A 13,394-nucleotide genomic window follows, 5' to 3' on the forward strand; every position below is an offset into this window, starting at 1 on the left:
GTCAGCGAGGACCCTTGGCTCGGGACGGCCTCCCTTCTTCTCTCCCCCCCCCGCCTCCGTATTTCTCATGTCCCGAAGGAGGACGCCCGCATGTCCACCACCACGGTCATCGTCACGGTCCTGACGGCCCTCTGGGTCGGCTTCTCCGGTGTCTCGCTGCTGCGCCGCGCCCCGTTCGTCGTGGAACCACTCGTCTCCTACGGGGTTCCCGAGACCTGGTGGCCCCGGCTCGCCGTGGCCAAACTCCTCGGCGCGGCGGGCCTGTTGGTGGGGCTCGCCGTGCCGGCCATCGGCATCGCCGCCGCGATCGGACTGGTCCTGTACTTCGTCGGGGCGGTGATCACGGTGCTGCGCGTGCGCTCCTACAAGACGGTCGCGTTCCCGGTGCTGTATCTCGCGCCGGTCGTCGCGACGCTGGCGGTGGGCTGGTAGGTGAGCACCGCCATGCCGCGCCGCCGCGGGCGGTCCTCAGGGCCTGCCCTCCGCGGCGTAGAAGTCCGGGCGCTTCGGGATGCCCGTGGGGACGACCCGGCCCGAGGCGCGGGACTCGACGGCGGCGTCGGTGATGACCGTGGCGGCGTAGCCGTCCCACGCGGAGGGGCCCGTGGGCGCGCGGCCCGCCGTCAGGTTCGCGACCCACTCGCGGAACTCGGTGTCGAAGGCGTCGGCGAACCGGCCCGTCCAGTCCGGCAGGATCGCCGTGCTGTGCGCGCCCGCCGTGCGCACACCGACCGCCGCCGGATCGGGCAGCCGCACGAGGCCCTCCTCGCCGACCGCCTCGCACTGGATGTCGTAGCCGTAGCGGCAGTTGACGAAGACCTCCAGGTCGATACGGACGCCCCGCGCGGTCTCGAAGAGCATGAACTGGGGGTCGGTGAGGTGTGCGTGCTTGTGCGTCGTGGAGCGCGGGACGAGCACCTGGGCGGAGACGATCTCGTCGTCCAGGAGCCAGCGCAGCACGTCGATCTCGTGCACCGCCGTGTCGTGCGCGGCCATGTCGGAGGTGTACGACTCCACGGACGATGCGTTGCGGTGCGCGCAGTGCACCATCAGCGGGGTGCCGATCCGGCCCGCGTCGATGACCTCCTTCAGCTGCCGGTACCCCTGGTCGAAGCGGCGCATGAAGCCCACCTGGACCAGTCGTCCGCCGTGCGCCCGCTCCGCCTCGACGATCTTCAGACAGTCCTCGGGCGTGGTGGCCAGCGGCTTCTCGCAGAACACGGGCTTGCCCGCGGCGACGGCGGCCAGGACGTGCTCGGCGTGGGTCGGCCCCCAGGAGGTGACGAGCACCGCGTCGACGTCGTCGGAGGCGATCAGCGACGCGCCGTCCGGGTGCACCCGCGCGCCCGGATACCGCGCCGCCTCGGCCGCGCGCTCCGCGTCGATGTCGGTCACCGCCGTGACCGACGCCCCGACGATCACATCGGTGAGCCGGCGGATGTGCTCCCGGCCGATCCAGCCGGCCCCGATGACACCTATGCGCACGGTCTTCTCCTCAGACATCGCCGTTCACCTCGCGGAGCTTCTCCTCGACCTCTGCCTCGGTGGGCATGGCGTCCGAGCAGGCGAGCCGGCCCGCCACCACCGCGCCCGCGGCATTGGCGAACGCCACCGTCCGCGCCACGTCCCAACCGGAAAGGAAGCCATGGCACAGCGCCCCGCCGAACGCGTCACCCGCGCCGAGCCCGTTGACCACGTCCACCGGCGCCGGCGGCAGCTCGGCGACCGCGCCGGCACGGTCCACGGCGAGCACACCCTTGGGCCCCTGCTTCACGACGGCCAGCTCAACTCCCATGTCCAGCAAGGCGCTTGCCGCCGCGTGGGGCTCCCGCTCACCGGTCGCGATCTCGCACTCGTCGAGATTGCCGACTGCGACCGTGGTGTGCGCGAGCGCCTCGCGGTAGTACGCGCGTGCCTGAGCGGTGTCCGTCCGGTCGGGGTCTTTCCAGAACATGGGCCGCCAGTCCATGTCGAAGACCGTCGTCCCGCCCTTGGCCCGGTGCCGCAGCGCCGCGAGCGTCGCCGAACGCGAGGGCTCCTCGCACAGCCCGGTCCCCGTCACCCAGAAGATCCGGGCCGCCGCCACCGCGTCCAGGTCGAGGTCGTCGGTCCTGATGTCCAGGTCCGGGGCCTTGGGCAGGCGGTAGAAGTACAGCGGGAAGTGGTCCGGCGGGAAGATCTCGCAGAAGGTCACCGGGGTCGGCGCGATGTCCGACGTACCGACGAAGGAGGCGTCGACCCCGTAGCCCGCCAGGGCGGTGCGCACGAACGTGCCGAAGGGGTCGTCCCCTGTCTTCGTGATCACCGACGTACGCCGCCCGTAGCGCGCCGCGGCGACCGCGACGTTCGTCGGGCTGCCGCCGAGGTACTTCCCGAACGTCGACACCTCCGCAAGCCCTACGCCCGTCTGGAGCGGATACACGTCCACTCCGACGCGGCCCATGGTCAACACATCGAACGGCATCTCGGCTGGCGTCCCTTCGCTCCCGGCTTATGGCGCGCTCTGGCCCGAGTACGATCGTCCTTGTTCAAATGTCCTGTCAATGGGTGGTCGGCCGCTCGGACCGCCCCCACGTGCCCCAGAAAGGCCGACCGGTGACCGCGAACGTTCCCGCCGACCCCACCGCGCTGCACCCGATGCCCGAGCAGCCGCGGGTCGTGCTCCTCAAGCCCCTGGTCAAGTCCCCGCTCATCGAGGTCGGCGAGTTCTCGTACTACGACGACCCGGACGACCCGACCGCCTTCGAGACCCGCAACGTGCTGTACCACTACGGGCCGGAGAAGCTGGTCATCGGGAAGTTCTGCGCGCTGGGGGAGGGCGTGCGGTTCGTCATGAACGGTGCCAACCACCGGATGGACGGCCCCTCCACGTTCCCGTTCCCGATCATGGGCGGGTCCTGGTCCGAGCACTTCGACCTCATCACCGGGCTTCCGGGGCGGGGTGACACCGTGGTCGGCAACGATGTGTGGTTCGGGTACGGCGCGATGGTGATGCCCGGCGTCCGCATCGGGCACGGCGCGGTGATCGCGTCGGGGTCCGTGGTCGTCGACGACGTCCCCGACTACGGCATCGTCGGAGGCAATCCGGCCCGTGTCATCCGCCGCCGCTACAGCGACGCCGACATCGAGCGGCTGCTTCAAGTGGCGTGGTGGGACTGGCCGTTGGAGCACATCACCACGCACGTACGAGCCATCATGTCGGGCAGTGTCGACGACCTGGAGCGGGCCGCGCCGACGGAGTGAGGCGGCCCGCCGCGCTCAGTGCAGGCAGAGGCAGAAGGGGTGCCCGGCCGGGTCCGCGTAGACCCGCCAGTTGGTGTCCGGGTGGATCCGGTCCGTCCGCTCCAGGAGCGTCGCGCCGAGGGCGAGCACCCGCTTCTCGTCCGCTTCGAGGTCGTCCACGTCGAAGTCGAGGTGGACCTGTTGCGGGCGCTCCTGGCCCGGCCACTGCGGCGGTTGGTACCCGTCCACCCGCTGGAAGGCCAGGCGCGTCCCCTCGAACCCCACCACGTCGACCCAGTCGGGGTCCTCGGGGTCCAGGACCACCCGGCCGCCGAGCAGCTCCGCGTAGAACTCGGCGAGCTGTACGGGGTCGGCACAGTCCAGCGCGACCGCCTGCAGTTTCTTGATCACTTCCGGCACTCCTCGCTCTTCCGCCGCTTCTGCGACATCCTGCACGGGAAGTGACGTACCCGCCACCGCGGCGGACACACCCGCCGCGGTGGCGCCCCGGTCAGCCGCGACCGACCAAGTCCGGTGCGGACTCCGGCAGTTGCGCGTCGCCGGCGCCGGAAGTGGTGGCCGTGGCGACATCCGGGTCCTCGCCGCCCGCCCGGCGCCACAGCGGCTTCAGCCGGTACGTGAAGAGGTACACGACGACCGCGACACCCGCCGCGACGAGCATGCTGAGGTCACCGGCGCCCGGGTGGGCCGCGGCGAAGGCGCCCGTGTAGATGTTGGACACCCAGAAGGGCACGGACGCCGCGACGCCGGCCGCCCAGGCCACCAGGCCCCAGTCGACGATCCGGGAGCGGTCGTAGAGCTCGGCGATCCGGCGCGGGTCGCCGCGACCGCCCAGGTAGAAGTCGATCAGGAGCACGGCGGCGAACGGCGCGATGAAGTACGCGGTCAGATTGAGGAAGACCTTGAACTTGTCCTCCGTGCCCGAGGCACCCCACAGGCTGATCGCGTAGGCGAGGACGCAGATCCCGGCCACCGCCTGGGTGCGGGTGACGGGGACCTTGAGGGTCTGGACGGAGATCGCGCCGCCGTAGACGTTGAGGAAGTTCTGGGCCAGCGCGGACAGGCCCACGGCGACGAGCGCGGGGACGGCGAACGGGCCCATCAGCTCGTGCAGGGCGGTGATGGTGTCCGAGCTGGAGGCGGAGGCGCCGACCACGACGCCGAGGATGCCGAGCCAGGCGATGGTGAGGAAGTTGCCGAGGGCGGTGTACCAGGTGGTCTGCCGGACGACCTTCGCGGTGTCGGGCAGGTAGCGCGAGTAGTCGGAGGCGAAGGGCATCCACGCCACGAGGAACGCCAGGAACCAGCCGCCCAGCGTGATCGAGCCGCCCGCCGCGCCGACGTATCCCTCCGCGTGCGGATTCGCCTCGAAGAGGCTGCCGCCGCGGACCACCGCGACGACAGTGATCAGCACGAACAGCGGAGTGAGGACGTACGTCAGCGCCCGCTGCAGGAAATTGATCATGTTGTAGCCGAAGACGGCCACGACGAGCTCGACCACGGTGAGCAGCAGGGCGCACAGCCAGTACGGCAGGTGGCTCAGCTCCGCGAAGGCCTTGCCGCCGAGGATGACCGTGACGGCCGCCCAGCCCACACCGGAGAACACGTTGATGTAGGCCACGGGCACGAAGTTGCCGAAGAAGCCCAGCGGCCCCCTCGCCTGGATCTGCTGCGGCACACCGAGGCGGACGCCCATGCGCGACATGACGGCCATCAGCAGGGCGCCGATGCCGGCGCCGACGACGATCGCGGTGGCGGCGGTGGTGAAGCTGAGCCCGAAGTACGCGGCGCTGAAGCCGAGCAGGATGACCGGGAAGTTCAGCCCGGCGGCGAACCACACGAAGAACTGTGAACTCGGTTTACCGTGTCGCTCGCTGTCGGGGATGTGGTCGACGCCGAACGGCTCGACCTTCGTGACGGCGCTGCCGTAGACGGGCGGGCCCTGGGAATCATGGGTCATGGCGTGCTCCGGGGAACGAGGATGCGGGGGCGGACGCGAGTCACCACGGAAGGGGCGCCGTCTGCGAGATGTCGAAGAAGCCGCCACCGCTGTAGACGAGCGGGGCGAGGTCGGAATGACCCGCAGACACTACACGTCCGGTGAAGACGGTGTGACTTCCGGCCTCCAGCCGCTCACCGATCTCGACCTCGAGCCGGGCGGCGGAGCCCTCGAGCAGCGGGGCGCCGTGCTCGCCGGGCGCCCAGTCGAGGTCCGCGAACTTGTCGGTTCCCTTGCTCGCGAACACCTTCGCCACGTCGAGCTGGTCCGCGGCGAGGATGTTGATGCCGATGTGGGTGGCTCGGTGCAGCGCGGGGTGTGTCGACGAGCTGCGCTGGACACACACCAGGACCATCGGCGGGTCGAGCGAGATGCTGGAGAAGGCGTTCACCGCGAGGCCCTTGGGCGTCCCGTCGTCGTCCGTGGTCACCACGGTGACACCGGTGATGAACTTGCGGTGCACCCCCTTGACCAGGTCGGCGTCGACGGCCGCCTCGTGTGCCGTCGTGATGATGCCGAGCGCCTCGAGGAGCTGCCGGGAGTCGAAGGTCACCGACTCCTCGGTGACGGTGTCACCGTCGAAGCGGGCGAACGTGGCGCCCGACACCTCGACGGTCCTGCCGGTGGGCGGCACACCCATGAACGTGTCCGTGTGCCGGCCCGTGCTGCGCCAGCGGACGGCGAGCCGGTCCCCGTCGACCACCAGGTCCTCGATCTCGGTCCGCAGATCGGGGAACGCCGCGCGCACGGCGCTGATGCTCTCCTTGAACCCGGTGCGGTCCTGAGCGGTGCCCGCCGGCCCGCGGCGGCGCAGGTAGCCGGGGCTCAACACGGCGTCCAGGGCGTCGACTTCACCCCGGTTCCAGGCCGCGTCCCAGGCGGCGCGGAGGCGGGCGGGGCGGTCGGTGGCGTGTTCCAGGGTGAGTGACATGACGGCTCCATCGATCGGATCGGCCTGCTCTTGCATGGCAGATCTGTTGTATGGCAGAGGACCGTAGGAATCGGGCATCCGTCGTGTCAATGGTTCGGACGGAATTCGCTGCCCCCTGCGCCGTATTGCCGAGAAGTCCTAGGTCAGGGCTGCCCATTTCCGGTCGACCCTTGACGGCTCCCTGGGTCGCTCTTAGCCTCACTGCCATGGCACAGCAACAATCAGCAGGCCAACAGCTGTGGGCCTCGCCCACACGAGGCAGACTGCGCAAGGTCGTCACCGTGGTGGACGAGGTCCTCCTGGAACTCGGACGGCCGGTCGCGACCCCCGTCCGCCGCGTCGCCGCGGCCGCCGTGATCGAGAACCCCTGGGCCGGGCGCGGATTCGTCGCCGACCTGCAGCCCGAGGTGGAGGAGATCGCGCCCGGCATCGGCCGCCTCCTCACCGACCGGCTGATCGGGACACTCGGCGGCGTGGAACACGTCGAGGCCTTCGGGAAGGCGGCCGTCGTCGGGCTCGACGGGGAGATCGAGCACGGCGGGGCATTGATTCACACCCCGTACTTCGGCAATGTGCTCCGGGAGCTGACCGAGGGCACCTCGATCATCGTGTTCAGCGACGACCGGCTCGCGGCCGGCGAACCGCTGACCGTCCCGGTGTGGCACAAGACCGCCGCCGCCACCCGCTCCCACTACCAGACCGTCCAGATCCGGGTGCCGGACGCACCGCGCCCCGACGAGATCGTCGTCGTGGCCGCCGCCGCCTCGGGGCCCCGCCCCAACGCCCGTATCGGAGACCGCCGCCAGGACCCCGTGGTCCGCCTCGCCGACTTGGAGACCGCCCGATGAACCTCCGCAAGATCGTCACCTACGTCGAAGACATCCACGCCGAGGGCGGCCGCCCCGTCGATTCGGTGGCCCGCACCGCCGTGGTGCTCGCCGTGATCGAGAACCCGTGGGCCGGACAGGGCTTCGTCGCTGACCTGCTGCCCGGCATCGACGAGGTGGCACCCCAGCTCGGCGAGCTGCTCGCGCCGCGCGTCGTCGAGGCGCTCGGTGCGCCCGTCGAGGCGTACGGGAAGGCCGCCATCGTGGGCCTCGACGGCGAGGTGGAGCACGGCAGCGCCCTGATCCACACGCTGAAGTTCGGCGACCACTTCCGCAAGGCCGCGAACGCCACCACGCTGCTCCCGGCCGTGGAGAAGCGCGCGGTCGCCGGAGGCGTCTTCGACATCCCGCTCAAGCACATCACCGACGCCACCGTCCGCTCCCACCACCAGAGCATCGAGGTACGTGTCCCGGACGGCCCGCGCGCCGACGAGATCGTCATCGGCCTCGCCGCCGCCGCGCAGGGCCGCCCGCAGGCCCGCCTCGCCCCGCTCTCCACCGAGCAGTAGGCACCGCCATGGACAAGCCGCCCCTCGTACTCCTGCACGGCGTCGGCCTCGACCGCACCATGTGGGAGCCCGTCACCGCCCTGCTGGCCGACCGCTTCACCGTCGTCGCAATCGACCTGCCGGGGCACGGCGCCCGGCCGCCCGTGCGCGGCGGCGTGACCCTCGCGGAACTCGCCGACGGGGTCGCCGAACACGTCCCGGCCGGCGCGCACCTGGTGGGCTTCTCGCTCGGCGCGCTGGTCGCCCAGCAACTCGCGGTGCACCGGCCGGAGTTGACGCGCACGCTCACCTTCGTCAGCTCGGTCTGCCGCCGCACACCCGACGAGCGGGCGGCCGTCCGGGCCCGGCTGCGGGCCGCCGAGAGCGACTTCGCGGCGAGCACCGAGGCCTCCATCGAGCGCTGGTACACGGGCACCACCGTGCCGGACGGGACCGTCGACCGGACGCGGGCCACGCTGCGCGCCAACGACGTCGACTCCTTCCTCGGCTGCTACCGGGTGTTCGCGCACGCCGACGCCGAGCTCGGCCCGCGCCTCGGTGACATCACGGTGCCGTCCCTGGCGGTGACCGGGGAGAACGATCCCGGATCCACGCCGGAGATGACACACCGGCTCGCCGCCGCGCTGCCCGACTGCCGGGCGGTGATCGTGCCCGGAGCGCGACACATGCTGCCCGTCGAGCGCCCGGAGGCGTTCGCCGAGGCCCTCACGACATTCATCACGCAGAGCGCACAGCTCACCGACGAGAGCGCACCTGGAGAGACCGCACATGTCTGAGCCCACGACGCTCACGACCTGGAAGCACTTCATCGGCGGCAGGTGGGTCGAGCCCGCCGCGGGCGAGTACTTCGACAGCACCGACCCGGCCACGGGCCGCACCCTCTACCGCGCCGCCCGCGGCACCGCCGCCGACATCGACAAGGCAGTCGCCGCCGCGCGCGAAGCCTTCGAGAACCCGGAGTGGCGCGACCTCAGCCAGACCAAGCGGGGCCACCTCCTGCGCCGCCTCGGCGAGCTGATCGCCGAGAACGCCGAGGAACTCGCCCTCATGGAGTCGCGGGACAACGGCAAGCTGCTGCGCGAGATGCGCGGACAGCTCGCCTCGCTGCCCGAGTACTTCCACTACTACGCGGGCCTCGCCGACAAGATCCACGGCGAGACCATCCCCACCTCCGACCGCGCCGTCCTCAACTACACGGCCCGCGAACCCCTCGGCGTCGTCGGCGCGATCACCCCGTGGAACTCGCCGCTGACCCTGACCACCAGCAAGCTGGCCCCCGCCCTGTGCGCGGGCAACACGGTCGTCGTCAAGCCCTCCGAGTACACCTCCGCCAGTGGCCTGCGCCTCGCGGAGCTCGCCCTGGAGGCCGGCTTCCCGCCCGGCGTCGTCAACGTCGTCACCGGGTACGGCGCCGAGGCGGGGCAGCCCCTCGTCGACCACGAGGACCTCGCCAAGATCTCCTTCACGGGCTCCACGGCGACAGGCTCCCGGATCGCCGCGTCGGCCGCGGGCCGCTTCATCGGCTCCACCCTCGAACTCGGCGGCAAGTCCCCGCAGATCGTCTTCGAGGACGCCGACGTGCCGAACGCCGCCATGGGCGTCATCGCCGGAGTCTTCGCCGCGGCCGGACAGACCTGCATCGCCGGCAGCCGCGTCTTCGCCCATCGCTCCGTCTACGACGAACTCCTGGAGCGGGTCTGCGAGCGCGCCAAGTCGATCCGCATCGGCGACCCCCTCGACGAGGCCACCGAACTCGGCCCGCTCGCCTTCGAGGCGCAGCGCGACAAGGTCGCCGCCTACGTCGACCTCGGCCGCGAGGAGGGCGCCCGGGTGCTGACCGGCGGCGCGCCCACCGACGGCGGCACGGGCGGCTGCTTCTACGAGCCGACCGTCCTGGTCGACGTCGACAACAGCATGCGCGTGGTCCGCGAGGAGATCTTCGGCCCGGTCGTGGCGATCATGCCGTTCGACACCGAGGACGAGGTCGTCGGCCTCGCCAATGACACCCAGTACGGCCTCGCCGCCGGGATCTGGACCACCAACCTGTCCCGCGCGCACCGGGTGGCGGGCCGCCTCGACGCGGGCACGGTCTGGGTCAACACCTACCGGGCCATGTCCCCGATGTCACCGCGCCAGGGCTTCAAGGCCAGCGGCGTCGGCGTCGAGCACGGCACCGAGACCATCAAGGAGTACACCCGCCTCAAGAGCGTATGGATCAACACGAGCGAGGAGCCCGTGGCCGATCCGTTCACGATGCGGAGCTGACGCCCGCCATGCCGCAGATCACCGTCACGCTCGCCGAGGGCCGCACCCCCGAGCAGATCAGGACCCTGCAGCACGAGGTCCACGAGGCCGTGCTGCGTTCGATCGACACCCGCCCCGAGTACATCCGGGTCGTCGTCCACGAGGTGCCCGCCACCCACTGGTCCACAGGAGACACCACGCTCGCGGAAATGCGAGCCACCACCGTGGAGACCACCCCCACCGCAGAGAAGGAGCTGTCATGAGGTTTTCGCTGTTCGTGCACATGGAGCGCTGGGACGAGAGCACCTCGCACCGCGAACTCTTCGAGAACCTCACCGAGTTGACGCAGATGGCGGAGGCCGGCGGGTTCAGCACGGTGTGGGTCGGCGAGCACCACGCCATGGAGTACACGATCTCGCCCAGCCCGATGCCGATCCTCGCGCACCTGGCGGCGAAGACCGACACCATCCGGCTCGGCGCGGGCACCATCATCGCCCCGTTCTGGCACCCGATCAGGGCCGCGGGGGAGACCGCGCTCCTCGACGTGATCAGCAACGGCCGCGCCGAGGTGGGCATCGCCCGCGGCGCGTACCAGATCGAGTTCGACCGCCTCGCCGACGGTCTGAAGGCGAGCGACGGCGGCAAGCACCTGCGCGAACTCGTCCCCGCTGTAAGGGCGTTGTGGCAGGGCGACTACGCCCACGACGGCGAGATCTGGCAGTTCCCGACCTCGACCAGCGTGCCCAAGCCAGTGCAGCAGCCCACCCCGCCGATGTGGGTCGCCGCCCGCGACCCCGCGTCGCACGACTTCGCCGTCGCGCAGGGCTGCAATGTGATGGTGACCCCGCTGATGAAGGGCGACGAGGAGGTCGCCGCGCTCAAGGAGAAGTTCGACACCGCCGTGGCCAACCACCCCGAGGTGGAGCGCCGCCCCGACATCATGGTGCTGCGACACACCCACGTGCACGCCCCGGAGGACACCGAGGGCTGGCGCCCGGCGGCCGAGGGCATCAACAAGTTCTACCGGACCTTCGACGCCTGGTTCGGCAACAAGGCGACGCCGGACAACGGCTTCCTCGAGCCCAGCCCCGAGGAGAAGTTCGCCGAGCGCCCCGAGTTCGCCCCGGAGGCCCTGCGCAGGACGGCGATGATCGGCACGCCCGCCGAGGTGATCGAGCGGCTGCGCGGATACGAGGAGCTGGGCGTCGACGAGTACAGCTTCTGGATCGACAACACGCTCTCGCACGAGGAGAAGCGCGAGTCGCTGAAGCTGTTCATCAAGGAGGTCGTCCCGGCCTTCCAGTAGGCCCGGCGGCCCCCACGGCATTGCCCGCCTTCTTGTATGGCAATTCCGGGTTTCCCTGTCAATTGACGCCACGCGTCCCCGAAGACTAGGTTCTCGTGCCATGCAAGAGCCCAATAGCCTCGCACGCAGGCCGCTGCAGCAGACCAGCATGCAGGCGAAGGTCGCCGAAGAGCTGCGCCGGATGATCATCAGCGGGGAGCTGCCACCGCGCTCCAGCCTCTCCGAGATGACGCTGTCGCAGACCTTCGGCGTCAGCCGCACCCCGATCCGTGAGGCCCTCAAGCAGCTCCAGATCGAGGGCCTGGTGGAGGTGCGCCCGCGGGTCGGCACGTTCGTCGCCGTGCCCTCGCGCCGCGAGATCACGGAGCTCTTCCAGATGAAGGAACTCCTGGAAGGCGCGGCGGCCCGCCTCCTCGCCTTCCGCGGCAACGTCCCCGAGGTGGAACGCCTCGCCGCCAACATGAGCGCCGCCGACGAGGCGGTGCGCGCCGGCGACTCGGAGCAGTACGAGAAGCTGGTGCACGACTTCCACGAGCTGATCATGGTCGGGGCCGACAACTCCAAGCTGGAGGCCCACTACCGCACCCTGATGAACCAGCTCGCCTACGCCCGCCTCGTCCGCACCTCCCTGTCCCAGCCGGGCCGCCTGACCGAGTCCGACCACGAGCACCACCGCGTCCTCGACCTCATCCGCGCCAAGGACGGCGACGGCGCGGAGCGCGTGATGCGCGAGCATGTGCGCCGCAGTCACCAGGCGCTGATGGCGGGGATGGACGACGACCGGTTCAAGGACTGAGCGGCCCCGCCGGAATTCGGGTGCGGCGACGGTCACCCGTGGTGTCTCATCGTCGCCATGGCCATCGAGTTGAGGACACCCGGCGTCGACGAGCTGGACGAGGCCGTCGACGCGCTGCGCGCGTGGCAGCACGACGCCGCGCCGATGCAGCTGCACCCCGGCGACCTGGGCTGGTTCCGGCGCAGGGGCGCGGAGCGGGCCGCCGCTTCGGTGCGGACGTGGTGGCGTGACGGGCGGGTGGTCGCCGTCGGACTGCTCGACGGTCCCACCCTGCTGCGGCTGACCCTTGAGCCGGGAGCCCACCAAGACACGGAGCTGGCGCAGCAGTTGCTGGCGGATGTGGGTGATCCGGGGCGCGGAGTGCTGCCCGAGGGGGCCGTCGACATCGAGGCTCCCAGCGGCGTCCTGCTGGACGACCTCCTGGACGATGCCGGCTGGGTCACCGGTGAGGCGTGGACGCCGCTGACCCGCGACCTCAGCGAGCCGGTCGACCCTCCGGTCGTGCGGATCGAGGTGGCGGGGGAGGACCGGGCGGAGGCGTACGCGGCCGTGCACCGGGCGGCGTTCGACGGGTCGACGTTCGCCGCGGAGCAGTGGCACGCGATGGCCGCCGGGTCGCCGCACGCGCAGCCGCGGTGTCTGCTCGCGTACGACGAGGAGGGCGCGGCGGTGGCGGCGGTGACCGTGTGGTCGGCCGGGCCGGGGCGGCCCGGACTGCTCGAACCGATGGGTGTGCACCGGGACCATCGCGGCCGGGGGCACGGGGTGGCGATCTGCGTCGCCGCGGCGACCGCGCTCCGCGAACTCGGTGCGTCGAGCGCCCGCGTGGGCACACCGAGCGCCAACACCGCGGCCGTTGCCACCTACAGGGCGGCGGGCTTCCGGCCGATGCCCGAGGTCACGGACCGCTGCCGCAAGCCCGAGGACGGGATCTAGTCGCCCACCGTGCCGTCGGCCATCTCCCGCAGGACGTCGATGTGTCCGTTGTGGCGCGAGGTCTCCTCGATCAGGTGCATGAGGATCCAGCCGAGGGTGACATGGGTGCCGTCCCTGACCGGGCGCTTCGCCGTGGCCAGCAGATCGGTCCCGGCGACGAGGTCGCGGTAGCGGGCGCTCTGCTCCTCGTACTCGGCGACGAGTTGGGGGACGGGCGTCTGCGCGCCGAGGCGCATCTCGCGGTCCGGGTCCTCGTCCGTCCACGGGCCCGCGTCCTCCTCGCCGAGGAAGATCACCTGGAACCAGTGGTACTCGACCCACCGAAGGTGGTTGATCAGGCCGCCCAGCGTCATGAGGGGCGAGCCGGGCAGCGGCGCCGCGCCCCCGTGCTCGGGCGCGAGGCCGGCGCACTTGGCGACGGCCGTGGCGCGCGCGTAGTCGAGGAAGGTCGTGAGCATCGTGCGCTCGTCCCAGGACGGCGGCATGTCGGTGCGGGTCATGGCGTGATCCTGGCACGCGCCGACAGGGGGTGGTACCGGTTAT

Annotated in this window: 16 protein-coding genes; 10 read left to right on the forward strand and 6 right to left on the reverse strand. The window is 71.0% G+C overall.

Features of this window, described 5'->3' with window-relative positions:
- Positions 1-90 precede the first annotated feature (90 nt).
- On the forward strand, positions 91-432 hold the full coding sequence (locus ACZ7L4_RS00900) for a DoxX family protein (RefSeq protein ID WP_472098534.1): 342 nt from the start codon (positions 91-93) through the stop codon (positions 430-432).
- Positions 433-468: 36 nt separating this feature from the next.
- Here the strand turns inward: ACZ7L4_RS00900 and ACZ7L4_RS00905 are convergent, their stop codons facing one another.
- Positions 469-1,503, reverse strand: a complete 1,035-nt coding sequence (locus tag ACZ7L4_RS00905; protein WP_472098536.1) for a Gfo/Idh/MocA family protein — start codon at positions 1,501-1,503, stop codon at positions 469-471.
- Complete coding sequence (gene iolC, locus ACZ7L4_RS00910) at positions 1,496-2,464, reverse strand: 5-dehydro-2-deoxygluconokinase (protein WP_472098538.1); 969 nt, start codon at positions 2,462-2,464, stop codon at positions 1,496-1,498. The genes ACZ7L4_RS00905 and iolC overlap by 8 nt, the downstream gene beginning before the upstream one ends.
- Before the next feature lie 173 nt (positions 2,465-2,637).
- Between iolC and ACZ7L4_RS00915 the strand changes: the two genes are divergently transcribed.
- On the forward strand, positions 2,638-3,243 hold the full coding sequence (locus tag ACZ7L4_RS00915; RefSeq protein ID WP_472100321.1) for a CatB-related O-acetyltransferase: 606 nt from the start codon (positions 2,638-2,640) through the stop codon (positions 3,241-3,243).
- Positions 3,244-3,258: 15 nt separating this feature from the next.
- Here the strand turns inward: ACZ7L4_RS00915 and ACZ7L4_RS00920 are convergent, their stop codons facing one another.
- The 3 genes from ACZ7L4_RS00920 to ACZ7L4_RS00930 form a co-directional block, all read right to left on the reverse strand.
- Positions 3,259-3,633 (reverse strand): VOC family protein, encoded by a 375-nt coding sequence (locus tag ACZ7L4_RS00920; RefSeq protein ID WP_472098539.1) that lies wholly within the window; start codon positions 3,631-3,633, stop codon positions 3,259-3,261.
- Between the two features lie 100 nt (positions 3,634-3,733).
- Complete coding sequence (locus ACZ7L4_RS00925; RefSeq protein WP_472098541.1) at positions 3,734-5,203, reverse strand: purine-cytosine permease family protein; 1,470 nt, start codon at positions 5,201-5,203, stop codon at positions 3,734-3,736.
- A 40-nt stretch (positions 5,204-5,243) separates the two neighbouring features.
- Positions 5,244-6,173, reverse strand: coding sequence for a flavin reductase (locus ACZ7L4_RS00930; RefSeq protein WP_472098543.1), 930 nt, complete (start codon positions 6,171-6,173; stop codon positions 5,244-5,246).
- Positions 6,174-6,379: 206 nt separating this feature from the next.
- Here ACZ7L4_RS00930 and ACZ7L4_RS00935 point away from each other — a divergent pair, with 206 nt between their 5' ends.
- From ACZ7L4_RS00935 to ACZ7L4_RS00970, 8 genes are all read left to right on the forward strand, one after another.
- A complete protein-coding gene (locus ACZ7L4_RS00935) occupies positions 6,380-7,021 on the forward strand; it encodes an amino acid synthesis family protein (protein ID WP_450810522.1) in 642 nt (213 codons plus the stop codon).
- A complete protein-coding gene (locus ACZ7L4_RS00940; protein WP_472098545.1) occupies positions 7,018-7,569 on the forward strand; it encodes an amino acid synthesis family protein in 552 nt (183 codons plus the stop codon). The genes ACZ7L4_RS00935 and ACZ7L4_RS00940 overlap by 4 nt, the downstream gene beginning before the upstream one ends.
- Before the next feature lie 8 nt (positions 7,570-7,577).
- Positions 7,578-8,345, forward strand: a complete 768-nt coding sequence (locus tag ACZ7L4_RS00945; protein ID WP_472098546.1) for an alpha/beta fold hydrolase — start codon at positions 7,578-7,580, stop codon at positions 8,343-8,345.
- Positions 8,338-9,834: an aldehyde dehydrogenase gene (locus ACZ7L4_RS00950; protein ID WP_472098548.1), complete on the forward strand. Its 1,497-nt coding sequence runs from the start codon at positions 8,338-8,340 to the stop codon at positions 9,832-9,834. Before ACZ7L4_RS00945 ends, ACZ7L4_RS00950 begins: the two co-directional genes overlap by 8 nt.
- Before the next feature lie 8 nt (positions 9,835-9,842).
- Complete coding sequence (locus ACZ7L4_RS00955; RefSeq protein ID WP_472098550.1) at positions 9,843-10,076, forward strand: tautomerase family protein; 234 nt, start codon at positions 9,843-9,845, stop codon at positions 10,074-10,076.
- Positions 10,073-11,119, forward strand: coding sequence for an LLM class flavin-dependent oxidoreductase (locus tag ACZ7L4_RS00960; RefSeq protein WP_472098551.1), 1,047 nt, complete (start codon positions 10,073-10,075; stop codon positions 11,117-11,119). Before ACZ7L4_RS00955 ends, ACZ7L4_RS00960 begins: the two co-directional genes overlap by 4 nt.
- Positions 11,120-11,219: 100 nt before the next feature.
- Positions 11,220-11,915: a GntR family transcriptional regulator gene (locus tag ACZ7L4_RS00965; protein WP_450810528.1), complete on the forward strand. Its 696-nt coding sequence runs from the start codon at positions 11,220-11,222 to the stop codon at positions 11,913-11,915.
- Positions 11,916-11,972: 57 nt separating this feature from the next.
- Entirely contained in the window at positions 11,973-12,851 is an 879-nt protein-coding gene (locus ACZ7L4_RS00970) for a GNAT family N-acetyltransferase (RefSeq protein ID WP_472098552.1), read from the forward strand.
- On the opposite strand, the gene ACZ7L4_RS00975 is transcribed toward ACZ7L4_RS00970, so the two are convergent.
- Complete coding sequence (locus ACZ7L4_RS00975) at positions 12,848-13,351, reverse strand: DinB family protein (protein WP_472098554.1); 504 nt, start codon at positions 13,349-13,351, stop codon at positions 12,848-12,850. The two genes, ACZ7L4_RS00970 and ACZ7L4_RS00975, sit on opposite strands and share 4 nt — an antisense overlap.
- Positions 13,352-13,394 lie beyond the last annotated feature (43 nt).

The sequence above is a fragment of the Streptomyces sp. NPDC107575 genome (assembly GCF_055657265.1).

Excerpts from the sequence above, each read along its gene's own strand:
- ACZ7L4_RS00950 (WP_472098548.1), top strand. The coding sequence starts at position 8,338 with ATGTCTGAGCCCACGACGCTCACGACCTGGAAGCACTTCATCGGCGGC.
- ACZ7L4_RS00905 (WP_472098536.1), bottom strand. The coding sequence starts at position 1,503 with ATGTCTGAGGAGAAGACCGTGCGCATAGGTGTCATCGGGGCCGGCTGG.
- ACZ7L4_RS00915 (WP_472100321.1), top strand. The coding sequence starts at position 2,638 with ATGCCCGAGCAGCCGCGGGTCGTGCTCCTCAAGCCCCTGGTCAAGTCC.
- ACZ7L4_RS00965 (WP_450810528.1), top strand. The coding sequence starts at position 11,220 with ATGCAAGAGCCCAATAGCCTCGCACGCAGGCCGCTGCAGCAGACCAGC.
- ACZ7L4_RS00975 (WP_472098554.1), bottom strand. The coding sequence starts at position 13,351 with ATGACCCGCACCGACATGCCGCCGTCCTGGGACGAGCGCACGATGCTC.
- ACZ7L4_RS00955 (WP_472098550.1), top strand. The coding sequence starts at position 9,843 with ATGCCGCAGATCACCGTCACGCTCGCCGAGGGCCGCACCCCCGAGCAG.
- ACZ7L4_RS00900 (WP_472098534.1), top strand. The coding sequence starts at position 91 with ATGTCCACCACCACGGTCATCGTCACGGTCCTGACGGCCCTCTGGGTC.
- ACZ7L4_RS00935 (WP_450810522.1), top strand. The coding sequence starts at position 6,380 with ATGGCACAGCAACAATCAGCAGGCCAACAGCTGTGGGCCTCGCCCACA.
- ACZ7L4_RS00930 (WP_472098543.1), bottom strand. The coding sequence starts at position 6,173 with ATGTCACTCACCCTGGAACACGCCACCGACCGCCCCGCCCGCCTCCGC.
- ACZ7L4_RS00940 (WP_472098545.1), top strand. The coding sequence starts at position 7,018 with ATGAACCTCCGCAAGATCGTCACCTACGTCGAAGACATCCACGCCGAG.
- ACZ7L4_RS00945 (WP_472098546.1), top strand. The coding sequence starts at position 7,578 with ATGGACAAGCCGCCCCTCGTACTCCTGCACGGCGTCGGCCTCGACCGC.
- iolC (WP_472098538.1), bottom strand. The coding sequence starts at position 2,464 with ATGCCGTTCGATGTGTTGACCATGGGCCGCGTCGGAGTGGACGTGTAT.
- ACZ7L4_RS00960 (WP_472098551.1), top strand. The coding sequence starts at position 10,073 with ATGAGGTTTTCGCTGTTCGTGCACATGGAGCGCTGGGACGAGAGCACC.
- ACZ7L4_RS00925 (WP_472098541.1), bottom strand. The coding sequence starts at position 5,203 with ATGACCCATGATTCCCAGGGCCCGCCCGTCTACGGCAGCGCCGTCACG.
- ACZ7L4_RS00970 (WP_472098552.1), top strand. The coding sequence starts at position 11,973 with ATGGCCATCGAGTTGAGGACACCCGGCGTCGACGAGCTGGACGAGGCC.